This is a genomic window from Pseudomonas retamae (assembly GCF_043496865.1).
Taxonomy (GTDB): Bacteria; Pseudomonadota; Gammaproteobacteria; order Pseudomonadales; family Pseudomonadaceae; genus Aquipseudomonas; species Aquipseudomonas retamae.
On record NZ_JBIEIL010000003.1, the window covers coordinates 209823 to 233203 of the forward strand.

The following is a 23381-nucleotide window of genomic DNA, read 5'->3' on the forward strand; positions in this document are numbered from 1 at the left end:
ACAGCGGACGCAGAGCGTCCGGTGAGGCATTCCCACGCAGAGCGTGGGAACGATCAATTTAAAGAGACCCCGCATGAGACTGTCCCGCTTCTTTATCGACGCCCCGCTGAGCACCGGCGAACACGAACTGCCGGAAGCCCAGGCGCATTACATCAGCCGCGTGCTGCGCATGGCCGCAGGCGATGCGCTGCAGTTGTTCGACGGCTCCGGCCATGAGTTTCGCGGATCGCTGGTGGAAGTTGGCAAGAAGCGCGTCGTCGTGCAGATCGACGAGCAATTGCCCGGGCAGGTCGAATCGCCGTTGCACATTCACCTCGGCCAAGGCTTGTCCCGGGGCGAGCGCATGGATTGGGCGATTCAGAAAGCCACCGAACTGGGCGTGAATGAAATCACGCCGATCTTCAGCGACCGCTGCGAAGTCCGTCTCAAGGATGAACGCGCCGACAAACGCCTGCTGCATTGGCGTCAGGTAGCGATCAGCGCGTGTGAGCAGTGCGGGCGCTCGCGAGTGCCGGTGATTCATCCGCCGGTGCTGCTGGTGGACTGGATCAAGCAGACTGAAGCCGAGTTGAAACTGGTCCTGCATCCGGTGGCCGAGCCGCTGGTCAGCCACGCCCGACCGGCGACGCTGGCGTTCCTGATCGGCCCGGAAGGTGGCCTGTCCGATGCCGAAGTCGAGCAGGCCAAAGGCAACGGCTTCCACGCCGCCCGCCTCGGCCCGCGCGTGCTGCGCACCGAGACCGCGCCGGTAGTGGCGTTGGCGGTGGCACAGCAGCTTTGGGGTGATATCTGACTCGCTCTAGACCTTGATCGTTCCCACGCTCTGCGTGGGAAGCAGCCCGGGACGCTCCGCGTCCCAAATGGCGTGACGCAGAGCGTCACAGGAGGCGTTACCACGCAGAGCGTGGGAACGATCAGTCAGCGGGGTTACAAGACATAAAAAAGTATTGCGACAAAGTGCAGCAAGCTCCCGGCGATCACGAACAGATGCCAGATCCCATGGGCATGCCGCAACCGGTGATCGAGGGCAAAAAAGATAATCCCCACCGTATACAACACCCCGCCCGACGCCAGCCAGGCAAACCCCGCCGTGCCCAGCGCGGCAATCAACGGCTTGACCGCCACCAGCACGATCCAGCCCATCACCGCGTAAATCACGATCGACAGAATCCGCGCTTCCGAGCGCGGTTTGATTTCCTGCAGGATGCCGATCAGCGCCAGCCCCCAGACGATCCCGAACAGCGTCCAGCCCCATGGCCCGCGCAGGGTTACCAGACAAAACGGTGTGTAGCTGCCAGCGATCAGTAGATAGATCGAAAAGTGGTCGACCTTCTTCATGATCGCTTTCTTGCGCCCGCGCACGCTGTGGTACACGGTCGATGCGCTGTAGAGCACCAGCAGGGTGAACGCGTAGATCGCCACGCTGACAATCTTCCATGGACTGCCGTCGAGACTGGCGATCACCAGCATCCACACCCCGCCGATAAACGCCGCCACCGCTCCGACCAGGTGGGTCCAGGCGTTGAGTTTTTCCCCGTGATACATGTGCTTCACACCTCGTCTTCATGACCGCAGCGCGCAAGGCTCGGGCCTTGAGCGTAAAAGCGCAATGTTTCTGTTCAACCTCGCCTGCGCGGCTCGCCGGAATTGGGCACAATCGGTCGATACCAAAAAGAGTCCGCGCCATGCTGATCGACGAAGAATTGACCCTGAAAAAACTCGAGGTGTTCCTCGCCTTCATGCGCACCGGCAACCTCGCCCGCGCCGCCGCCGAACTGCAGACCAGCAACGTCAGCGTGCACCGCGCGATTCACTCGCTGGAAAGCGCGCTACGTTGTCCGCTGTTCAAACACGAAGGGCGCAACCTGACGCCGCTGGAAAGTGCTTACGTGCTGGAAGAGCGCGCGCAAAAGCTGATCAACGACGTGGTCGACAGCGTGCGCCTGACCCGCGAAGCCGCCGGGTTCTCGGCCGAGCGCTTCAAGCTCGGCTCGCTCTATTCGCTGACGGTGAAGACCGTGCCGCAACTGATCATGGGCCTGAAAATCCGCCGCAGCGAACTCAACATCGACCTGATCCTCGGCTCGAACATCGACCTGCTCTACAAGCTGAAAAACATGGAGGTCGACGCGATCCTGGTGTCACTCGACGACAGCATCAACGACCCGGACTGCGAGCAGATCGCATTGTTTTCCGATGACATATTCCTCGCCACCCCGGCAGATTCGAAGTTTGCCCAACGCAGTGAAGTCGATCTGGCCGAGGTGCGCGATGAAACCTTCATCACCCTGACCCAGGGCTTCGCCACGCATCAGGATGGCAATCGGGTGTTCAAGCAGGCGGGGTTCGAGCCGAAAGTGGCGATGCAGGTGAATGACATTTTCACCCTGCTGAGCATGGTCAGTTCCGGGGTCGGTTATGCGTTGTTGCCGGGGCGGATTGCAGCGGTGTACGAGAATCGGGTGAAGCTGATTCCGTTGCAGGAAAAGTATCGGTTGCAGCAGCACATCGGGGTGGTGTTTCTGAAGGCCAAGGAGAGAGACCCGAATCTGCTGGCGTTGCTGGCGGAGTGTCGGATGTATGCCAATCGCCAGGCCGGGGTTTGATCGTTCCCACGCGCAGCAAAGGAATGCCTCAATGGACGCTCTGCGTCCGCTTTGGGACGCGGAGCGTCCCGGGCTGCATTCCCACGCAGAGCGTGGGAACGATCAGTCATCGCCCTACCCCATCAAGCCTCGCATCGCCAGAAACAACAGCGAAGGCCCAAGCAAGCAGCCAAGCGCGGTATAAAACGCCGCCGTCAGGCAACCATAAGGCACCAGCTTCGGATCCGTCGCCGCCAACCCGCCAGCCACGCCACTGGAAGTGCCCATCAACCCGCCGAAAATCACCGCGCTGCGCGGGTTGTTCAGGCCGATCATCGGCGCCACGAACGGTGTCATCACCATCACCAGAATCGCCTTGATCAACCCCGCCGCGATCGACAGTGCCATCACCTCGGAACTGGCACCGATCGCCGCGCCTGTCACCGGGCCGACGATATACGTCACGGCGCCCGCGCCAATCGTGGTCAGGCTGACCGCATCGGTGTAACCGAACGCCATCGCCACACCCACACCCGCCACAAACGAGGTGCCGACGCCGACAAACAGCGCCAGCACGCCGACAAACCCGGCGCGTTTGAGCTCGTCGACACTCACGCCAAACGCGGTGGCGACAATCGCGAAATCACGCAGCATCGCGCCGCCGAGCAGGCCGATACCCGACAACAACGGAATATCCACCACGCCCTTCTGTCCGCCGGTCAGCGCGCCGCCGACATACGACAGCAGCAGGCCGAGCAGAATCGCAATCGCTGAGCCGTGCAAGCGGCCCTTGGTGAAGGTGTTGGACATCCAGTAGGACACCCACATGGTCAGGCCGACAATCAAGAAGCCGCTGATCAGGCCGTAGCCGGTGATCACTTTCATCATTGATTCGTACATGGCGCTTACCCCGCAGTCTTGGCTGGAGCAATCGGCGTCTGTTGCTTGTTGCCCATGCGCGTCAGCACCGGCACCAGAGCAAAGGCGATCACCACGGCCAGCGTGCCGGCGAGGATTGCCATCGGCCCGCCCTTCAGCGCGCCGTAGACGTTCTGCTGCGCCGCCATGGCGACCACAATGGGAATGTAGATCGCGCTCCAGAACTCCACGCCCTGCTCGGTCTTGCCCTTGAGCCAGCCGCTTTTGTAGAGATAACTGCCGAGGCCGATCAGCAGGAGCATCGCAATGCCGACACCGCCGACGTTGGCCGGCACGCCGATCAGCTTGCCGAGCAATTCACCGATCCAGATACCGACCAGCGTACAAAAGGCGAGAAACGCCACACCGTAAATAATCATTGTTGTAGTCCTCAAAGTGCATCGTCGAATGTTGTTTTTGTTGTTCGAAGCTTGAGTCGCGGCGGTTTTAGAGTTGGCGGCCACCCTCCTCGCGCAACAGCGCTTGCAGGGTGTCGAGGCGGGCGCCGTCGAAAGCCGTGACGGTGCCTTGCTCGAACACCCGGCGCGCCAGCCCGGTCAGCACCGCACCGGGCGGCAGTTCGATCTGTAGACGCACGCCGCGCTCGTAGGCGCTTTGCACGGTGCCGCGCCAGTCCACCACGCGGCACATGTTGAAGGCGAGGTCGTCGCGCAGCGCATCTACCTTGGTCACAGGCCGCGCACGGCTACCGCTCAGGTAAGCGATTTTCGGGGTTCTCAATTCAACCCTGGCAAAGGCTTCGGCGAGGGTTTGCGCCGGTTCGTCCAGCAGCGGACAGTGCGACGGCACACTCACCGCCAGACGTTTTGCCAGACCGGCGCCACGATTGCGCGCCAGTTCGGCCACCGCTTGCATGCCGCGGTCACTGCCAGCGATGACCACCTGATTATCGGCATTGATATTCGCCAGATACACCGGCGAATCCTCGTTGTGCACCTGCGCCAGCAGCGTTTCGACTGTGGATAATTGCAGGCCGATGATCGCGGTCATGCCGTAGCCCTGTGGATAAGCCTGCTGCATCAGCTCACCGCGCAGGCTGACCAGATGCAACGCGTCACTGAAGCTCAAAGCCCCGGCGACCACCGCAGCCGGATAAGCACCGATGGACAGACCGGCGACGTAATCCGCCGTCAGCCCGTTCTGCAACAACTGCCGTGAGGCCGCGACACCAGCGATCAGCAGGCACAGCTGAACCGCCCGGGTCGTGCGCAACGCTTCGGCAGAATCGAGCCGCGAGACATCTTCACCGAGCACACCGCTGGCCTCGGTCAACGTTTCCCCGGGCAAGCGCTGAAGCATGCCGGCTTGCTGCGCGCCCTGGCCGGGGAACACCAGCAGACTGCTCACGCTGCCCGCTCCTGCGGGTTCCATGGATCAATCACCAGTTGCGCCTGTTGCGCATTTTTCAGCAGCACCCGCGCCGAAGCACTGGCCCATTCGCGCAACGCCACCGCGCCGAATGGCGTTTGCAACTGCATGTCGACCCGGCATGCGGCTTGGTCAAAAAGCGCGACCAGTTCGCGTGCCTGATGGCGCGTTATCAAATGCGGTGTGCGCAGGATCAGATCGAGATCGCTGGCCGCGTGCATCGCGGCAAAACCGCTGGCCAGCTCAAAGCCGACACTGCCGCTGACACCCCAGACCCAACCGCAGTCATCGAGCATCTGCCGCAATTGCCTGAGCGCCCGCGTGACCGGCAGATCACGTGCGCTTTCGGCATGACACAACGCTTCCGGGCTGACCCGGCAGGCAATCGAATCAAGCCGCATGAACGTCGCCAGCCGCTGCTCGCGCAGCAGCCCGCGCACTCCCACCGCGATCAGACCTTCATCACTCACCGCGCGCCGCACCACCACCGGTTGCCCGGCGGCCAGCGACTCGATCGCCCACTGCGGCGCATCCGCCGGCAACTGCGCCGGGGTCATGCCCCAGAGCAGATCGTGGGCCAGTGGCAGGTTCACCACTGCGCCCTCAACAGTTCGCGGACCTTGCTCGACGCCGCGCGATTGCTGGCGCCGAGGCGATTGCTCAGGTCGGTGCCGGTGATATCACCAATGGCTTGCTTGAGGCATTCGCTGACCCGCGCCAGATCCTCCGCCGTCGGCTGTTCGATCTGCTGCACCGAGAGCGTTTCCCAGAGCAGACCGAGGCTGGCGTAGCTGTCGATGTCATAGGCCATCGGCGGTACGCTGGCGGCCAGCGCTTCCAGTTCTTCCACGCTGCGCAACGTTACCCGCGCTGCCGAGGCCTTGCCCATCGCGTGGACCATCACCCCGGGATCGCGCAGGGCGATCAGGCGATTGGCCTGATAACCGTGCGCCAGAAACGCTCCGGACATGGCCTTGCCGACCAGCAAGGCAATCACCGGATGCCCGGCCAGCCGTGCACGGGCATAACTGCCCGCCGCGCCGGCCAGCGCCTGATGGATGCCTAGCGCTTCTTCGCGCCGACCGTAGGCCTGGCTCGGCACATCGACGATGGCGATGATCGGGCGTTTCTGTGTTTTGTCGCGGTCGGCTGCGATTGCATCGTCTACAGCCTTGGCCAGCCCCCAGCCTTCGAGCAAACCGACTTCGCCGTTGCGAGCGCGTGGGAAACGGTTGTCCGGGTCAGCGACCACGGCGATAAAACGCCCGAGTTCACCGTCAGCCACTTTCAACGACGGCGGCAGTCCTTCGACGCTTTCAGCGCCCGCGCTCAAGGCGTTGAACCAGTGCAAACCGCGCAGAGAATAACCGCTCATGAGCGCTCTCCTTGATACAGATCGCGAACCACCGAGGGTTCGATTTGCTGATCAGTGTTCAGACCGCTCAGACGTTGCAGGAACCACTCGGCGCTTTGGCTGCGTGGCTGAGCCGGCAAACCTTGCTGGAGCAATTCGCCGACCTGCTGACGAATCTGCGCCACGTCATCGCCAACGTAACGATCCACCAGACCGCTGTTGAAGCGCTGCTCGCCCCCGGTCAGGCTCCAGATGAACGGCCGGTCGCGGGAGTCGTATTCCTCGATCCCGGCTTCCTGCTCGATGACTTGCGGGCCGTTCAGGCCAAGACGTGCTTCCTGGGTCACCAGCAGATAGCTGCACAGCGCCGCGGCAATCGACATGCCGCCGAAGCAACCGACGCTGCCGGCGACCACGCCGACCACCGGTTGGTATTGCTGCAAATCAACAATCGCTGCGTGAATATCGGCAATCGCCGCGAGACCAAGATTGGCTTCCTGCAAACGCACGCCACCGGTTTCCAGCAGCAGCACCGCGCGGGTCGGGATGCCTTTGCGGTTGTCCTCGGCGGCCAGTTCCAACGCGCCGGCAATCTTCGCCCCACCGACCTCACCAAGACTGCCGCCCTGAAACGCGCCTTCGATCGCGGCAACCACCACCGGCAAACCGTCGAGGCTGCCCTTGGCGATGATCACGCCGTCGTCGGCCTGCGGCACCACGCCCTGGCGTTCCAGCCACGGCGACATCACCCGTTGAAACGGGTCGAGCAGTTCACGAAAGGTCCCGGCGTCGAGCAAGGCTTTCGCCCGTTGCCGCGCGCCGAGTTCGACGAAGCTGTGTTTGTTGAGCAACGCGGCGCTGTCAGTCATGGCCGATCTCCTCGAAACCCTGTTCCAGACGCAAGCGCACCACCCCCGGCGTCGCGCCGAAATCGTGAATGTCGATGGCCATCGCCGGCGGCGTGGTGCCGTCGAACATCCGCGCAAACAGATGCTGCCAGCGCTGTTGCGCGCCGTTGACCGAGGTCTGCACGTTGATCGTCAACTTGCCGGCCAGGCCCGGTTCGATCAGCACTTCCAGATCGCCCGAGCCGACACAACCGACCAGCGCACGCCCGCGTGGCGGCTGCCCGGCGGGAAATTCAAACGATAGGCTTTCCATCAAAACGCTCCCTGAGAGAGGCCGTCGCGCTCGATTCGATCGAGCAGCAGCGTGGCGGCGAGCAAGTCGGCGGCGCCACCGGGCGAGGCATTCAATGCGATGAGTTGTTGATCCAGTTCGTGCAGGCGACGGCGGCCGCTGAGGCTGGCGCTGCCGCCAGCATCGAGCACCGCTTGCGCGCCGCTTTGCATGGCGTGCAGGCCTTGTTCTCCAGCGCGGTAGAGCACGCAGGTGTCGGCCAGTTCGGTCATGATCGCCAGCAAGGCGTCGAGCCGGGCGTTCTGTTCGCCGACGCCGTTGGCGCGGCCGTTGTGCAATTGCGGCAGGCCGCGTTGCAGCACCGAGGGGAAGCCGAGTTGCGCTTCCTCGCGAGCACCGCGTGCGCCGTAACGCTGGGCGACTTGCGCGCCGTGGCTGAGCGGCTTCGGTGCGTAGCGGTCGTCGAGCAGTGCCAGACGTGCGGCACAAAGAGCGATGGAGTTCGGCTGCAGCGCGGCGGCGGTGACCAGCAGACCCAGCGCCCAGATCGCGCCACGATGTGTATTAACGCCGTTAGTGGTCGCGAGCATCGCCTGCTCACCTTCGCGACCGATCCGGCCAATCGCTTCGCGCAACGGCAGACCGACTTCGCCGATGTGCCGCGCGGCCTCGGCCATTTCCTTGAACGCCGGCCACAACGCCAACGCCGAAGCGTGCATCAAGCCCAGGTGCAGATCGGTGTGCGCGCCGTTGCCACGACGGTCGACCAGCGCCGGTTTCGGCGACAGGTCGGCTTCGTCAATCAATGCGTCCACCGCCAGATCGGCCAAGCGATCAGCCAGCGACAGCGGGTGTGCTTGCAGGTTGAATGCGTGCATTACCAGCTCCTGAATTTGGCGGGCGGGTTGTACAGGCCACCGGACCACTCGACCAGATCCGCCACGCTTTTCGCCGCGAGCAGTTCACGGGTGGCGTCGGTGCGGCGAATGCCGAGGTCTTCGGGCAAGGCGATCAAGCCTTCGCGGCGCATGCGTTCGGTGTCTTTCGGGTTGTGGCGCAGGCCAATCGCGGTGACGCCGGCTACGGCGGCGATCATCGCCTGGCGCTCTTCCAGCGAGCGCGCCTTGTACAGGTAGGCGATGCCTTCTTCAGTCAGCAGGTGGGTAACGTCGTCGCCGTAGATCATGATCGGCGCCAGTGGCATGCCGCTTTTCTTCGCCACTTCGACCGCGTCGAGGGTTTCGACGAACGTCGGTTTGCCGCCCTCCTGGAACGTCTCGACCATTTGCACCACGAGTTTCTTGCCGCGTTCGAGCATCGGTTGCGGCGCATCGTCGTGACGCATGTCCAGCCACGCCGGAGTGCCGTGACGGCGACCACGCGGGTCGTGGCCCATGTTCGGCGCGCCACCGAAACCGGCCAGACGCCCACGGGTGACGGTCGAGGAATGCCCGTCGCCATCGACCTGCAACGTCGCGCCGATAAACAGGTCCACCGCGTACTGCCCGGCGAGTTGGCAGACCATACGGTTGGAACGCAGCGAGCCGTCGCGGCCGGTGAAGAACACGTCTGGCCGGGCGGCGATGTAATTTTCCATGCCCAGCTCGGTACCGAAACAATGCACGCTTTCGACCCAGCCGCTTTCGATCGCCGGGATCAGCGTCGGGTGCGGGTTGAGGGTCCAGTTGCGGCAGATCTTGCCTTTGAGGCCGAGGGATTCGCCGTAGGTTGGCAGGATCAGCTCGATGGCGGCGGTGTTGAAACCGATGCCGTGGTTGAGCGACTGCACGTTGTGTTTTTCGTAAATCCCGCGGATCGCCATCATCGCCATCAACACGTGCACAGGCTTGATGTGGCGCGGGTCGCGGGTGAACAGCGGTTCGATGTAGAACGGCTTGTCGGCCACCACGACGAAATCGACCCATGAAGCGGGAATGTCCACGCGCGGCAGTTCGCTGACGTCGTCGACCAGCTGGTTGACCTGAACGATGACGATGCCGTCGCTGAACGCGGCTGGTTCGATCAGTGCCGGGGTGTCTTCGGTGCTTGGGCCGGTGTAGATGTTGCCGGCGCGGTCGGCCATGAACCCGGCCGAGAGCACGACGTTGGGGATCAGGTCCACCACCAGCCGTGCATAGAGTTCGATGTAGGTGTGGATCGCGCCGACTTCGAGCAAGCCGTCTTCAAGCAACTGGCTGATGCGCAGGCTCTGGGTACCAGCGAAAGAGAAATCGAGCTTGCGGGCGATGCCGCGTTCGAAGAGATCAAGGTGCTCGGAGCGGCCGACGCTGGGCATGATCATGTGCAGGTCGTGAAGCTTCGCCGGATCAGCCTTGGCCAGGGAACGCGAAAGAAAATCCGCTTGCTTCTGGTTGTTGCCCTCCAGCACCACACGGTCGCCGGGATGGATCAGCGCTTCGAGCGCGGCGACGATCTTGTCGCTGGGCAACACCGCACCATCGGCCAGCCCGCGCACCTTGTCGAGCCGGCGCTGCTTCTCATCGCGCCGCCGCGTCCAGCGCGAGTCGGGGGAAATTATTGTTGTCATGCTCACTCCACGGGTTCGCTGTCGTGGAGCCAAGGTAGGCGTGTGTGGTGAGGGCATCAATCAAGCACGGTGGTGGATCGTTACGCTCAGGGTAACGATCAAGAGCACCCTCACCCTAGCCCTCTCCCGGAGGGAGAGGGGACCGATTGGGGGATGCTCAAGGGATACGCCGACCTGATCGTGCTTTACCGAATCCATAATCGACTGGGTACTTCAGGTCGATGTTCAGCGCCAGACACCTCGGTAGGCTCCCTCTCCCTTCGGGAGAGGGCTGGGGTGAGGGTCGGCTTTTTTCGCTACTCCGTCGGCACCAACCTGTCCAACACACGATTCACAGCCATCTCCGCCACCATAACCACCTGAGCAATACCCTGCACAGTCTTGCGGTGCGTGCCTTCAACCATGGCCGCGTGGTTGTTGAGCATGACGGTGGCCGAGCCGAGGGTTTCGCTGGCATCGGCCAGCAGGGATTCGGTTTCGGCATTAGGGTTGGCCATGTACAGCGTGTTGGGGGTGTAGGGCGTGGCCATAAGGTCGGCGTTGGTCGGGCCGAGGTAATGGTCGAGCGCGCGCTCGGCGGCTTCGTGGAATTTCTTCGAGTCGGGGGATTCGTAGGGGGATGCGGAGTCGGTGACCGGCGGGTTTGGCGTTACTTTGAACATTTACCAGATCCTCATTCGGGCTAGCCACCGCTTCCCTACTAAAAGAAGTGGAGGCAGCTGTGCGCAGGTTAGTAGACCGGGGATCTGGGAAACCGGCGCGCCCGAAGGCGCCCTGCGCACAACCACCATAAAGTGCAGGTATGGAGTACCTGACTGTCTGATGAGCTATACGCCCCAAATATGACGGGCTACTAAACCCGATCACTGGAAATCAGCGACGGAATCAAGTTACGCAGCATGCCCAAGGCGCACAAGCCGGCGGATTCTGGTGCATGCGTAGGCAGCGGCGCAAGGTTTTGTAGGCTGGTGAGCCGTAACACTGGGTGTCTTTAAACAGCTGGGTTAAAGGGTGTTTACTGCGCACAGAGATTGATGATTTGTCTGTCGGAATTCAGCGCTGCGACTGGCGCTTTCGCGAGCAGGCTCGCTCCCACAGGAGGTCTGTGTCGTACGTGAAATCCGGGATCACTGAAGATCAACTGTGGGAGCGAGCCTGCTCGCGAAGAGGCCAGTCAGGCCAATGAAAATCCTGGATCAATGGACCAGCCCCGCCTCCACCAACAACTGCTCCAACGCCAACAGATCCGGCACCTTCGCCACCTGTTCGCCGACCTGCACCGCCGCTCGCTCCAGCCCGCACAGCGGCACGTCGACGTAACTCAACTGGCTGTCGAGCTTGTACGAGCGCGGGATGCCCTGCACCAGCAATGCGATGAACCTGAGCTCCGGCAACCCGCCCAGCGCATTCAGGATCACAATCCGCACCCGCTCGCCAATGACGATTTTCTGCCCGCACGCCGATTCGAAACTGATCAGCGGGATCTGCCGCTCGCGCCAGGTCACTCGCCCCAAATACCACGGTGGTGTGTCGAGGTCGAAGGCGCTGGCCTGGTAGTCGATCAGTTCGGCGACGGCGACGTTGGGCAGGATCAGATTGCGGTCCGCCAGTGGCAACAACAGGCCGGTGAGTTGACTGCTGCGTAGCGAGTGCCCGTGTTCATGCATGTCTGTTGCTCCAATGGGCAATGCTTTCGAGCAGCACCGATTCCTGATACGGCTTGCCGAGGTAGTCGTTGACGCCAATGGCCATGGCGCGGTCGCGGTGTTTCTGGCCGGTGCGCGAGGTGATCATGATGATCGGCAGGTGCTGCAGGCGTTCGTCGTTGCGCACTTGCGTGGCGACTTCGAAACCGTCCATGCGCGGCATTTCGATGTCGAGCAGCATCACGTCAGGCAGGTGTTCTTCGAGCAGCAGCATGGCGTCGACGCCGTCCTTGGCGGTCAGCACGTTCATGCCGTGGCGTTCGAGCAAACGGCTGGTGACCTTGCGCACCGTCACCGAGTCGTCGACCACCATCACCAGCAGCGGTTTCTGTGGTTCGCTGTCGAGGTCGCTCAGTGCCTGCGGCTGCGCCACCCGCGCCTGCATCGCGCGGATCGGTGCGAGCAGATCAAGGATCAGCACCACCCGGCCATCGCCGAGAATCGTCGCGCCGGACACGCCCTGCAACGCGGCAAACTGCGGGCCGAGGCTCTTCACCACGATTTCCCGGGTACCGGCCATGGCGTCGACCAGCACGGCGATGCGCCGGTCGTTGCAGTGCACCAGCAGCACCGGCAGCGGCAGATTCTGCCCGAGCAGTTTCGGCCGTGGCGCGGTTTTCAGCAGCTCGCCGAGGTAGCACAGTTCATAGGTCTGCCCGGCGTAGTGATAGCGCGGCGGGTCCTGACGAAAGTGCCCGTCCAGATCATTCGGTAACACGCGCACGATGCCTTCGATGGTGTGCAGCGGAATCGCGTATTGATCCTCGCCGCACTGCACCATCAGTGCACGGTTGACCGACACGGTGAACGGCAGCCGGATACGGAAATGCACGCCCTGCCCCGGCACCGAATCGATGCTCATGCTGCCGCCCAGCTGGCGCACTTCTTCGTGGACCACGTCCATGCCGACGCCGCGTCCGGAAATCTGGGTGATCTTTTCCGCCGTGGAGAATCCCGGCTGCAAGATGAACTGCAACACATCGCGGTCGCTGATCTCCGCATCCGGTGCGAGCAGCCCGCGTTTGATCGCCTTGCGCCGCACCGCTTCCAACGGCACACCGGCGCCGTCATCGCGAATATCGAACACGATGTCGCCGCCTTCTCGGGACAGGTCGAGGGTGATCCGCCCCTGCGCCGGTTTGCCTGCCGCGAGCCGCACTTCGGCGGACTCCAGACCATGGTCGACGGCGTTGCGCAGCATGTGTTCCAGCGGCGCGGCCATGCGTTCCAGCACGTTGCGATCCATCTCGCCTTCGGCGTTGCCGACGACGAAGGCGACATCCTTGTTCAGCTCTTCAGCGACCTGGCGGACGATACGCTTGAGCCGCGGCAGCATGCGTTCGAACGGCACCATGCGCGTGCGCATCAGGCCTTCCTGCAACTCGGTGTTGACGCGCCCCTGTTGCTGCAACAGGTTTTCCGCGTCGTGGTTGCGCCGGTCGAGGGTTTCCTTGAGGTCGAGCAGGTCTGAAGCCGATTCGAACAAGGCCCGCGACAGTTGCTGCAACTGTGAATGGCGATCCATTTCCAGCGGATCGAATTCTTCGTAGCCAAGGCGTTCGCCGTCGACTTGCTGGCGGCTGAGAATCCGCCCCTGGGTTTCGGTGTCGAGGCGGCGCAATTGATCGCGCATGCGCTCGATGGTGGTTTCCATCTCGTTCAGCGCGACTTGGGCGTCGTTGACCTGCTGCTCGATACGGCCTCGAAAGATCGAGGTCTCCCCGGCCAGATTGACCAGCTCATCGAGCAGTTCGGCGGAGACCTTGACCATGTCCGCGCCGGCCTCGACGGGCGCTGGCGTCGGCTCGGATTTCGCCGGCAATGGCGGCGCTGGCGGCACTTCGGCACTCAGCGGATGGCTGAAATTCTGGATCGCATTGATCAAGCGGTCCGCCGGTGGGCACGGTTGCCCGGCGCGCACACCGTCGAGCATTTGCGCCAACCGGTCATGACCGCGCTGCACCAGAGCGAACAACTCTGCCGACGGCTGCAAGGCGCCGGAAGACAAGCTTTCGTAGAGGTATTCGAGTTCGTGGGCGAGGTCGCCGATCGGGCCGATCTCGACCATCCGCGCGCCGCCCTTGAGGGTGTGCAGGTCGCGCAACAGGGTTTCCACTTCCTGGCGATTGCCCGGCTCGGCTTGCCAGCGCAGCAGCGCGGCGCCGGAGTTTTCGATGATGTCGAAACCCTCTTCGAGGAAGATCTCCAGCAACTCCGGATCGTGACCTGCGTTGTCTGGGTCGGCGTGGGCCGTCGGCGTTTCGCTGGCGCTCGCGCCATGGCGCGCCTGGCGCAGCGCTTCGATCAACGCGTGCGCCGGCTCCAGCGCTTGCCGGGTTCGCAGTTGCTCGACCAGCAACGCCAGGCGTTCATGGCCGTTGAGCAGCAACTGCGCCAGCGCGCTGCTGTGGCTGAAACGCCGATCAGCCAGGCCTTCGTAAAGGTTTTCCAGTTCTTGCGCGAGGTCGCCGATCGCCTCGACCTCGGCCATCCGCGCACCGCCCTTGAGAGTGTGCAGGTCGCGCTGCAACGACGACAGCGGCGCACCGTTGTCCGGTTCGCTGAGCCAGCGCTGCAGGGCTTGGCCGGCGCTGTCGAGAATGTCGACGGCCTCTTCGATAAAGATCTCGACGATTTCGTCGTCCGCCGCCAGCGGCTCGGCCGATTGCTGCAATTCGGCGGTAGCGCTGCCCAGCTCGCGGATGCTCAGGGTACGGCTGCCGTCGCTGCGGATCAGGCCCATGGACGAAGGATCGAGGCTTTCATCGAGCAGTTCGTGCAGGGCACGTACCCGCTCCGGTTGCGGGGTGATTTCCTGGCCGGCGGCCAGTTCGTCGAGCATGTTGATCAGCGCTTCGTGGGCCTGCTGCGCTTCGTGGAAAAACCGCTCGCTGACCGCCAGACTGCTTTCTTCGACGGCGCCGTAAAGGTCGAGCAACGCCTCGCAGAGCACGTCGACCGACAGCAGATCGGCCAGATGCGCGCCTTCGCCGAGGGTCGTCAGTTCGTCGAGCAAGGCGCTCAGTTCCTGGCGTTCGCCGGGGTGCTGCTGCCAGCGCTGCAACAGGCTTTCGGCGTCGAGCAGGATATCCATGCCCTGAGCGAGAAAGCTGTTGATCAACTGCGGATCGCGCTTGACCCGCAGGCCGGTGTCCGGCGCATCGAGGATCGACGCCAGTCGCTCGGCGAGCAGCGTTTGCGCACGCTTGATCAGCGACTGCGCACCGACAATCGGCGCTAGCGGATCGTGCTTGAGCTGGCGCAGGCCAACGCGCAACAGGCCTTCGGCTTCCAGCAGCAACTCGACCTCGTCGAGGTCCAGCGGCAACTGGTGCGCCTTGAATTCGCGGGCCAGTTGATCGAGTGGCGCGGCGAGTTCGGCAATCGGCACCACGCCGGCCATCGACGCGCTGCCCTTGAGCGTGTGCAAGGCGCGTTGCAATTCATCGCTGGCCGGCAGCGGCACATGCTCGGCCGCCTGGTCGAGGAAGCGGTTGAGGCTGGCGAGGTGGGTTTCGGCTTCTTTACGGAAAATCTCCAGCAGCAACGGATCGAGCGCGGCGACATCGTCGACGTCTTCGGCGGCCAGCGGCTCATCGCCCTTGGCCAGGGCGTGGGCGCGCGCGGCCAGTTGATCGACATCGTTGCGCTGGCGCTGGCGCTGCGTGGCGAATTCGCTGATCAGCTCGGGCAGCAGCAAAACGGTATCGGTAAGCAAGCGCGGCACTACCGAACCGGGCTCGACGCTTTGTTCGAGCACGCGGTTGAGCAGGTTCTCCACGGCCCACGCCAGTTCACCGAGGATCAGCGCGCGGACCATGCGCCCGCTGCCCTTGAGCGTGTGAAAGGCCCGGCGCAGTTCGCTCAACGCTTCGCGGTCCTGCGCATCGGCGCTCCAGCGCGGCAGGTATTCATGCAGGACGGCGAGCACTTCGTCGGTCTCTTCGAGAAACACCTCGCGCAGCTCGTCATCGACCGGTTCTTCATCGGCGGGCGGCGGCAGCAGGCTACCCGGGGTGCTGCGCGCCGGCGGATTGACCGCCGAAACCGGACTGGCGAGGACGTCGGCCAGCGATTGCACAACATCCGGGTCGTCCAGCGTCTGCAAGTCCTGCATCACCAGCGCTTCGCCGGGGCTGAGCACCTCGTCGAGCACCGGCACCTGTTTCTCGCCGAGCGCCTCGTTGGCGTGATCGTCGGGAAAGAAACCGAGGCTGGCGAGGCGCTTCTGCGCCACGTCCAGCAGTTGCTCGCCCGGCGCCAGCGGGTCGTCGCCCCAGCGCTCCAGATAATATTCAAGGCTGCTGATCACGTCGGCGAGCGCGTCAAGTTGCTGCCAACCCGGCTCGTGCGGATCGAGCAGAAGATGTTCACGGATAAAACCGCTGCACGCCTCGACCAGACTTGCCGCCCGGCTCAAGGCAATCATCGCCAGCGCACCGCGTACCTGCGTCAGCAGCGCGGGCAATGCTTGCAGTTGCTGGCGATCCCAATCAGCGTCGATGTAGTCGACGATCATGTCCTTGGCCTGCTGCAGGCAGATGCGTGCTTCCTTGATCACGATCTGGTGAATCTGCGTCAGGTCGGTGGTCGGCAGTTGCGCGTCTTCCGCGCTTTCTGTTTCGACAGTGCCGACCATTCCCGCCAGGGTCGCTTCGACGTAGAGCAAGGCGCCGGCGACGTCCATCAGGATCGCATCGTTCGGTTCGCGCTGGCCCTGCGCGAGGCTGAGCACCACTGCCAGTTGGTCGATGATGACCTTGCGCGGCTGGCCGAAACCAAGCACCGCGAGGGTGTCGGCAATCTGCCGCAGCGGCGCGAGCAGGCTGTCCAGATCTGCTGCGTGCTGACGGTCGCTGCGCACGAACAGGTCGAGGCGTTCCTTGACCCGCACCAGTTCTTCGCACAGCGCCGTGAGCACCGAGCGCATCGCGTCGCGATCGGGCCCGGCCAGGCGTGCGCGTTCTTCATCGACCATTGCGCTGTCGGGCAGCGCGTCGTCCAGGGAGTAGTGATCTTTCATGGTCAGCATCTGCCCGGTGGGATGTTCGGCTTTGGCAATATAGAACAACAGGCTTTTCAGCAGCTCCGGTGGCGCGGGCTGGTTGAGCCCGGCCATACCTTGTTCGAGCAAGCGCTTGAGCTCCTTGTCGGCATCCTTGAACAGACTGCGCAGCGCCGGACTGTTGGCGATGACGCCGTCGCGCATGCCTTCGACCAGCGCTGCAGCGACCTGCCACAACGGGCTCAGCGGCGACTCGCCGCTCAGCGCTTCGAGGCGGGCGAAGACTTTGCCCAGATAACCGAGGTGAGTCGGGTCATCCTGCTCGCGCAGCAGGCCGACCAGGGCCATTTGCAGCGTTTGCAGCAGCTTGCGCAGCACGTTCGGCAGGTCAGCCGGTTGCAGTTGCGCCAGCGCCGCCGCGCTGAGCGGCGCCAGTTCGGGCAATTGCGGGCTGAACAGGCTGGTTTCCGACAGCAGACCCTCGCCACGGGCACTGCGCAGATCATTGATCAGCGGCAGCACCACCAACGGCAGGTCACGCCGCGCGTTCTGCACGCGGTCGAGGTAGATCGGCAACTGCCCGAGGGCTTGCAGCAACAGATGCAGGGCTTCGTCGCGATGATTGACGCGGTCGTGTTGCAGGGCTTCGACCAAATGCTCCATTTCTTCGGCGAGCAGCGCAGCGCCGTAGAACTCGATGATCTGCAAACTGCCGTGCACCTGATGGACGTAATCCAGGCACTCGTCCAGTCCAGGAAAAGCCTGCGGATCATCCAGCACCGCTTCAATCGCCTGATGCGCCTGCTTCAGCGTATCGGCGATCGCGCCTTTGACCCATTCGAGGGCCACATAGTCGTGCCGGGCACCCATAACCACTCCACTCACGCTTTGTCTGTCGCCGCCGGCAAGGTGAATCCGGACACCGAGCGGCGCAGCTGGCTGGCCATTTTCGTCAGGTTGCCGATGCTCTCGGCGGTGGCGGTGGAACCAGACGAGGTCTGCGAGGTGATCTGCTGGATCACGTTCATCGTCAGCGAGATCTGCCCGGCCGAAGACGTCTGCTGTTGCGCCGCGTTGGAAATGCTCTGGATCAGCGCTGCAAGGGTTTTCGACACGCCCTCGATTTCTTCCAGGGCCACCCCGGCATCCTGCGCCAGTCGCGCGCCGCGCACCACTTCGGTGGTGGTCTGTTCCATCGAGATCACGGCTTCGTTGGTGTCAGTCTGAATCGCCCGCACCAGGGTTTCGATCTGCCGGGTTGCGGCGGACGAGCGCTCGGCCAGGCGCTGCACTTCATCGGCGACCACAGCAAAACCGCGCCCGGCATCACCGGCCATCGACGCCTGAATCGCCGCGTTGAGCGCGAGAATGTTGGTCTGGTCGGCGATGTCGTCGATCAGGCTGACGATGTCGCCGATTTCCTGGGACGACTCGCCCAGCCGCTTGATGCGTTTGGCGGTGTCCTGAATCTGTTCGCGGATGTTGTCCATGCCGTGGATGGTGTTGTGCACCACCTCGTTGCCCTTGTTGGCGATTTCCACCGAGCGCTCGGCAACCGCCGACGACTCCGCGGCGTTGGCCGAGACCTGATCGATCGATTGCGCCATGTCACTGATCGCGGTCGAGGCCTCGGAAATCTGCTGGGCCTGCTGCTCCGAGGCCTGGGCCAGGTGCATGGCGGTGGCCTGGGTTTCCTGCACGGCGGCGGCGACCTGGCCGGCGGTGAGGTTGATGGTCGCGACCAGATCGCGCAACTGGTCGACGGAATAATTGATCGAGTCGGCGATGGTCCCGGTGAAGTCTTCGGTCACCGAAGCAGTGACGGTGAGGTCGCCGTCGGCGAGGTCTTCGATTTCATCGAGCAGGCGCATGATCGCGTTCTGATTACGCTCGTTCTTCTCGGCGGTCTCGCGCAGCTGCCGGTTGGTTTCGCGGACCATGACCAGGCCGATGAGGATGATCGAGGCCAGCGCCAGCAAGCCGAGCACGTAACCGCCGATGGTGTCGGTGTTACGCCCGCCAGCGAGGTTTTCGAACCGGGTGGCCAGGTGCGAGGCTTCGTCGAGCAGGGTTTGCGACAGCGAGAAGATATTGGTCGCCGACTCGCGCACCTTGAACAGCTCGGGTGAGGTTTCGAGGATTTCATCCACCGAGCCTGAGACGAACTGGAACAGCTCGGAGATTTCACTCAGCCGCGCGCGCGCATCGCGGTCTTCGACCTGAGTGATCTTCAGCGCCTGATTGCCCTGCAGCATGCCGTTCAGCACCTGACCGAAACGGGTCGCATCACGACCAAAAGCGTCAGCGGCCTGCTGCGAATTTTCGTCACCGGCCAGCACGGTGTTGACCGCGCCGAGGATGCGTTCGGCCAGCAGCGACTGCCGCTGGGCCATCGCCACTTGCGCCGCCGGCGCACCGCGTTGCAAAAGGATTTCGACGACTTTTTCGTACTCGATCTGCAACTGCGGCACGGTTTCGGCCAGGGTTGCGGCGACCTGATGCAGCGACAGCACGGTCTGTTCGCTGGAAAGAATCGCGTCGGTGTTTTTCAGCAGGCGTTCCCAGTCCAGCTGCACCGCGCGCATTTCCGGGCGCACGGTGGCCGGTGCCGGCGGCAGGCCGGTGTTTGGGTCGCCTTTTTTCAGGTAACCCCAGCGTTGGGCGAAATCGTTGCGCGCGTCACTGAGCAACTTGAATGCTGCGGCCTTGCCGGCGGCGGCTTCGGTGGCGTTCTTGGCGATGCGTTGCGACAGCACGCGCAGCTCACCGGCGTGGCCGATGTACTGTTTGTCGTAGTTCGCCTGGGTGTTGAGGTAAGCGAAGTTGGCGAACAGCAGCATGATGAATACGATCAGTGCGATGAACAGCACGATGATCTGCGCACGGCTGCGCGACGCTTCTGCCGACTTGCCTGTTTTTGCTGTTGTCATCGGTCCTCGCCTTAACCCAGATCTATCAGGCCTGCTGCGATCCCCTGTGGGAGCGAGCCTGCTCGCGAAAGCGGTGGGTCAGTCAATATTGATCTCGCCTGATATCCCCCCTTCGCGAGCAGGCTCGCTCCCACAAGGGTTCAGTGTGTACAGGCTATATTGCGATGCTCATGAACACCGGCGACTTCGCCAGGGCAAACAGGCTGAACACCCGCCAGTTCTGCTCGCGGCGGAAATAGCCTTTGACGAACTCGGCCTTCGAGCCCTGGCGCTTGCTGATCGACAGCGGTTCGAAGCTGTGTTGATCAAAATGCTGCAGACCGATGACCTCGTCGACCATCACCCCGGCAAATACGTCTTCATGCTCCACTACCAGCACCCGCCGCTGTTTGCGCAGTGGCGACAGCTCATGGCCGAAGAACCCGCACAGATCCATGATCGGCAATAGCCGGCCGCGCAAATTCGCCACGCCCTTTACCCACGGTTTGACCCCGGGCAATTGGGTGAAGCGCGGCTCATGCAGCACTTCGCTGACCTCGCCCATCGGCGCCACATACCAGTGCTCGCCGAGACGGAAGCCGATGCCGCTCCAGCGCTCTTCGCGTGCCGCTTGCGACGGCAGGTCGGCCGCCAGCAAACGGCAGCGCTGGTCGATCTGCCAGAGCAATTCGAACGCCGTCAGCGATTCGCTCATGATCGCGCGATCAGCCTTTGAGTACGTTGTTCAGGGTCTTGATCAGGGTGTCTTCGTCGACCGGTTTGGTCAGGTAGTCCCTGGCGCCCTGGCGTGTGCCCCAGACCTTGTCGGTTTCCTGATCCTTGGTGGTGATGATGATCACCGGGATGTGCGCCGTGTCAGCGTCCTTGGTCAACTGCCGGGTCGCCTGAAAACCGTTGAGGCCGGGCATGACGATGTCCATCAGTACCGCGTCGGGTTTTTCCTGACGGGCCAGGGCCACGCCGTCGGCGCCATTCTCGGCCTTCAACACTTCGTGGCCGTGCTTTTCGAGCATGCCGGTCAGTTTGTACATTTCGGTCGGCGAATCATCGACGATCAGGATACGTGCCATGGTTTTCCCCATTTTTCTTGTCGACGCCCGGCCCGCTGGCCGCGTGTCTCTGAACCTTTGTTATTGCGACACAACGGCGGCGAAGCCCGGAACATGGGCCTGGATCGCGCTGAGCAGTTCTTCCTTGCTGAACGGTTTGGTCAAAAACTGATCGGAGCCGACAATCCGCCCCTTGGCCTTGTCGAACAACCCGTCCCTGGAGGACAGCATGATCACCGGCGTGGCCTTGAAGGCGCTGTTGTTCTTGATCAAGGCGCAGGTCTGATAGCCATCCAGACGCGGCATCATGATGTCGACGAAAATGATTCCGGGATGGTGGTCGGCGATCTTCGCCAGGGCGTCGAAACCATCGATGGCGGTAATCACTTCGCACCCGACATTCTTCAGCAATGTTTCGGCGGTGCGGCGAATCGTTTTCGAGTCGTCGATCACCATGACCTTCAAGGCGCTGGACTGCTGTTCCATAAGAGGGCTCTACCGTCGCCTTTGCGAATCAATTTGTCCGTTTTGCACTCAATAATGGCCTCAAACCCTTGATACCCAAGGGTCGGCGCGCTCTGCCAGCCTTTTTAGCACAGTCTCCAGATGCAATCTATCGACGGGTTTTTCCTTGACCGAAAACCCGCCCGGCGCCACTCTGGCGGCACTTTTTCAATACCGATCCGGTAGCCAATTTTCGAGGAAAACCCAATGAGCGTTCGCGTCGGGATTGTCATGGACCCTATCGCCAGCATCTCCTATAAAAAGGATAGCTCGCTGGCCATGCTGCTGGCCGCGCAGAAGCGTGGCTGGGAACTGTTCTATATGGAACAGAAGGATTTGTATCAGGCCGAAGGTCAGGCGCGCGCGCGCATGGCGCCGCTGAAAGTCTTCGCCAACCCGGAAAAATGGTTTGAACTGGACGCCGAGCAGGACAAGCTGCTGAGCGACCTGGACGTGATCCTGATGCGCAAGGATCCGCCGTTCGACATGGAATTCGTCTATTCCACCTACCTGCTGGAACAGGCCGAAGCCGCCGGCGTGCTGGTGGTCAACAAGCCGCAGAGCCTGCGCGACTGCAATGAAAAGCTGTTCGCCACGCTGTTCCCGCAATGCACACCGCCGACCATCGTCAGCCGTCGCCCGGATGTATTGCGCCAGTTTGCCGATCATCACGGCGACGTGATCCTCAAGCCGCTGGACGGCATGGGCGGTTCTTCGATCTTCCGTCACACTGCTGGCCACCCGAACCTCTCGGTAATCCTCGAAACCCTGACCCTGCACGGCAAGCAGCAGATCATGATTCAAGGCTACCTGCCGGCCATCGTCGATGGCGACAAGCGCATCCTGATGATCGACGGCGAGCCGGTGGATTATTGCCTGGCGCGGATTCCTGCCCTCGGTGAAACCCGCGGCAACCTCGCCGCTGGTGGTCGTGGCGAAGCGCGTCCGCTGACCGACAAGGACCGCTGGATCGCCGCTCAGGTCGGCCCGACCCTGCGCGAGAAAGGCCTGCTGTTCGTTGGTCTGGACGTGATTGGCGAGCACCTGACCGAAATCAACGTCACCAGCCCGACCTGCATCCGCGAAATCGACAATGCGTTTGGCACCGACATTGGCGGCATGTTGATGAATGCGATTGATAAGAAGCTGCAAGCGGCCGGAAAAAAGCCACAAGCTTGATGCACGTCACATGCAGTCTGTCGCTTGAAGCGTGAAGCCCAAGGCGCGAAACCAACATTGCGTTATCATGCGCAGCCTCTGAAAAACGCGATGTTGGTTTTTTTGTCATGACCCTTCCGTCCGATCTGCCCGCTGAACTCGCCCATCGTGGCGTGCGCCCGGCCGATCGCCTCGGCTTTACCCTGTTTCTGGCGGCGCTGATTCATTTGGCACTGTTGCTCGGTGTCGGCTTCAGCATGGTCGAGCCGAAACAGATCAGCAAAACCCTGGAAATCACCCTCGCCACGTTCAAGAGCGAAAAAAAGCCGCAGAAGGCTGACTTTCTCGCTCAGGAAAACCAGGAGGGCAGCGGCACGCTGGACAAGAAGGCGCTGCCCAAGACCACCGAAGTGGCGCCGTTCCAGGACAATCAGGTCAAGAAGGTCACCCCGCCACCGGCTGCCAAGGCCGAAGTGCGGGAGGCCGCGCCCAAGGCTGCGGTGACCACCGTCGCTCCGCAGCCGAAAAAGGCCCCGACCAAGAAGGAAGAGCGCAAGACCGAGGTCAAACCGACCGTCGACGCGCCGGAATTCGACAGTTCGCAGCTGTCCAGCGACATCGCCAGCCTTGAAGCCGAATTGGCCAAGGAGCAACAGCTGTACGCCAAACGCCCGCGCATCCACCGCTTGAGCGCCGCCTCGACCATGCGCGACAAGGGCGCCTGGTACAAGGACGACTGGCGCAAGAAGGTCGAGCGCATCGGCAACCTCAACTACCCCGAAGAAGCCCGGCGCAAGCAGATCTACGGCAACCTGCGCCTGATGGTCTCGATCAACCGCGACGGCTCGCTGTATGAAGTGCTGGTGCTGGAATCCTCCGGCCAGCCACTGCTGGATCAGGCCGCACAGCGAATCGTCAGGCTGGCGGCACCGTTTGCGCCGTTTACCGGCGATCTGTCGGATGTCGATCGTCTGGAAATCATCCGCACCTGGAAATTTGCTCGCGGCGACAAACTCTCAAGCAACTAAAGACCCTGCAAACCCTGTGGGAGCGAGCCTGCTCGCGAATGCGGTGGGTCATTCAACATTAATGTGA

The 23381-nt window shown here is 62.6% G+C and carries 21 protein-coding genes; 4 read left to right on the forward strand and 17 right to left on the reverse strand.

What is annotated here, in order from left to right; translation table 11 throughout:
* Positions 1-73: 73 nt before the first annotated feature.
* Positions 74-793 carry a 16S rRNA (uracil(1498)-N(3))-methyltransferase gene (locus tag ACGSLL_RS06080; RefSeq protein ID WP_394504100.1) on the forward strand — a complete coding sequence of 240 codons (720 nt, stop codon included), beginning with the start codon at positions 74-76 and terminating at the stop codon, positions 791-793.
* Positions 794-927: 134 nt separating this feature from the next.
* Here the strand turns inward: ACGSLL_RS06080 and trhA are convergent, their stop codons facing one another.
* Positions 928-1545: a PAQR family membrane homeostasis protein TrhA gene (gene trhA / locus ACGSLL_RS06085; protein WP_007964065.1), complete on the reverse strand. Its 618-nt coding sequence runs from the start codon at positions 1543-1545 to the stop codon at positions 928-930.
* A gap of 140 nt (positions 1546-1685) precedes the next feature.
* Between trhA and ACGSLL_RS06090 the strand changes: the two genes are divergently transcribed.
* Complete coding sequence (locus ACGSLL_RS06090) at positions 1686-2606, forward strand: LysR family transcriptional regulator (protein ID WP_394504102.1); 921 nt, start codon at positions 1686-1688, stop codon at positions 2604-2606.
* Positions 2607-2720: 114 nt separating this feature from the next.
* On the opposite strand, the gene madM is transcribed toward ACGSLL_RS06090, so the two are convergent.
* From madM to pilG, 16 genes are all read right to left on the reverse strand, one after another.
* Positions 2721-3485 carry a malonate transporter subunit MadM gene (gene madM / locus ACGSLL_RS06095; RefSeq protein ID WP_336356888.1) on the reverse strand — a complete coding sequence of 255 codons (765 nt, stop codon included), beginning with the start codon at positions 3483-3485 and terminating at the stop codon, positions 2721-2723.
* A 5-nt stretch (positions 3486-3490) separates the two neighbouring features.
* On the reverse strand, positions 3491-3883 hold the full coding sequence (gene madL / locus ACGSLL_RS06100; RefSeq protein ID WP_093097491.1) for a malonate transporter subunit MadL: 393 nt from the start codon (positions 3881-3883) through the stop codon (positions 3491-3493).
* A 67-nt stretch (positions 3884-3950) separates the two neighbouring features.
* The gene (mdcH, locus tag ACGSLL_RS06105) at positions 3951-4871 is read right to left on the reverse strand and encodes a malonate decarboxylase subunit epsilon (RefSeq protein WP_394504105.1); all 921 of its coding nucleotides are present in this window, start codon (positions 4869-4871) and stop codon (positions 3951-3953) included.
* Positions 4868-5488: a malonate decarboxylase holo-ACP synthase gene (locus ACGSLL_RS06110; RefSeq protein WP_394504107.1), complete on the reverse strand. Its 621-nt coding sequence runs from the start codon at positions 5486-5488 to the stop codon at positions 4868-4870. Before ACGSLL_RS06110 ends, mdcH begins: the two co-directional genes overlap by 4 nt.
* A complete protein-coding gene (gene mdcE, locus ACGSLL_RS06115; protein ID WP_394504109.1) occupies positions 5482-6267 on the reverse strand; it encodes a biotin-independent malonate decarboxylase subunit gamma in 786 nt (261 codons plus the stop codon). Before mdcE ends, ACGSLL_RS06110 begins: the two co-directional genes overlap by 7 nt.
* The gene (locus tag ACGSLL_RS06120) at positions 6264-7115 is read right to left on the reverse strand and encodes a biotin-independent malonate decarboxylase subunit beta (protein ID WP_394504111.1); all 852 of its coding nucleotides are present in this window, start codon (positions 7113-7115) and stop codon (positions 6264-6266) included. Before ACGSLL_RS06120 ends, mdcE begins: the two co-directional genes overlap by 4 nt.
* Positions 7108-7407 carry a malonate decarboxylase subunit delta gene (locus tag ACGSLL_RS06125; RefSeq protein ID WP_056786420.1) on the reverse strand — a complete coding sequence of 100 codons (300 nt, stop codon included), beginning with the start codon at positions 7405-7407 and terminating at the stop codon, positions 7108-7110. The genes ACGSLL_RS06120 and ACGSLL_RS06125 overlap by 8 nt, the downstream gene beginning before the upstream one ends.
* The gene (locus ACGSLL_RS06130) at positions 7407-8264 is read right to left on the reverse strand and encodes a triphosphoribosyl-dephospho-CoA synthase (protein ID WP_394504114.1); all 858 of its coding nucleotides are present in this window, start codon (positions 8262-8264) and stop codon (positions 7407-7409) included. Before ACGSLL_RS06130 ends, ACGSLL_RS06125 begins: the two co-directional genes overlap by 1 nt.
* Positions 8264-9934: a malonate decarboxylase subunit alpha gene (mdcA, locus tag ACGSLL_RS06135; RefSeq protein WP_394504116.1), complete on the reverse strand. Its 1671-nt coding sequence runs from the start codon at positions 9932-9934 to the stop codon at positions 8264-8266. The genes ACGSLL_RS06130 and mdcA overlap by 1 nt, the downstream gene beginning before the upstream one ends.
* 296 nt (positions 9935-10230) lie before the next feature.
* The gene (locus ACGSLL_RS06140; protein ID WP_394504118.1) at positions 10231-10596 is read right to left on the reverse strand and encodes a DUF6124 family protein; all 366 of its coding nucleotides are present in this window, start codon (positions 10594-10596) and stop codon (positions 10231-10233) included.
* Positions 10597-11130: 534 nt separating this feature from the next.
* A complete protein-coding gene (locus tag ACGSLL_RS06145) occupies positions 11131-11601 on the reverse strand; it encodes a chemotaxis protein CheW (protein ID WP_203419839.1) in 471 nt (156 codons plus the stop codon).
* A complete protein-coding gene (locus ACGSLL_RS06150) occupies positions 11594-17515 on the reverse strand; it encodes an Hpt domain-containing protein (protein ID WP_394504120.1) in 5922 nt (1973 codons plus the stop codon). Before ACGSLL_RS06150 ends, ACGSLL_RS06145 begins: the two co-directional genes overlap by 8 nt.
* 11 nt (positions 17516-17526) lie before the next feature.
* Complete coding sequence (locus ACGSLL_RS06155; protein WP_394504122.1) at positions 17527-19575, reverse strand: methyl-accepting chemotaxis protein; 2049 nt, start codon at positions 19573-19575, stop codon at positions 17527-17529.
* A 154-nt stretch (positions 19576-19729) separates the two neighbouring features.
* Positions 19730-20269, reverse strand: a complete 540-nt coding sequence (locus ACGSLL_RS06160; RefSeq protein WP_394504124.1) for a chemotaxis protein CheW — start codon at positions 20267-20269, stop codon at positions 19730-19732.
* Between the two features lie 10 nt (positions 20270-20279).
* Entirely contained in the window at positions 20280-20645 is a 366-nt protein-coding gene (pilH, locus tag ACGSLL_RS06165; protein ID WP_101161212.1) for a twitching motility response regulator PilH, read from the reverse strand.
* A 60-nt stretch (positions 20646-20705) separates the two neighbouring features.
* Positions 20706-21110, reverse strand: coding sequence for a twitching motility response regulator PilG (gene pilG, locus ACGSLL_RS06170; protein WP_090287129.1), 405 nt, complete (start codon positions 21108-21110; stop codon positions 20706-20708).
* A 225-nt stretch (positions 21111-21335) separates the two neighbouring features.
* Here pilG and gshB point away from each other — a divergent pair, with 225 nt between their 5' ends.
* A complete protein-coding gene (gshB, locus tag ACGSLL_RS06175) occupies positions 21336-22307 on the forward strand; it encodes a glutathione synthase (RefSeq protein WP_394504127.1) in 972 nt (323 codons plus the stop codon).
* Between the two features lie 107 nt (positions 22308-22414).
* The gene (locus tag ACGSLL_RS06180) at positions 22415-23314 is read left to right on the forward strand and encodes an energy transducer TonB (protein ID WP_258451280.1); all 900 of its coding nucleotides are present in this window, start codon (positions 22415-22417) and stop codon (positions 23312-23314) included.
* The last annotated feature ends 67 nt before the right edge of the window (positions 23315-23381 follow it).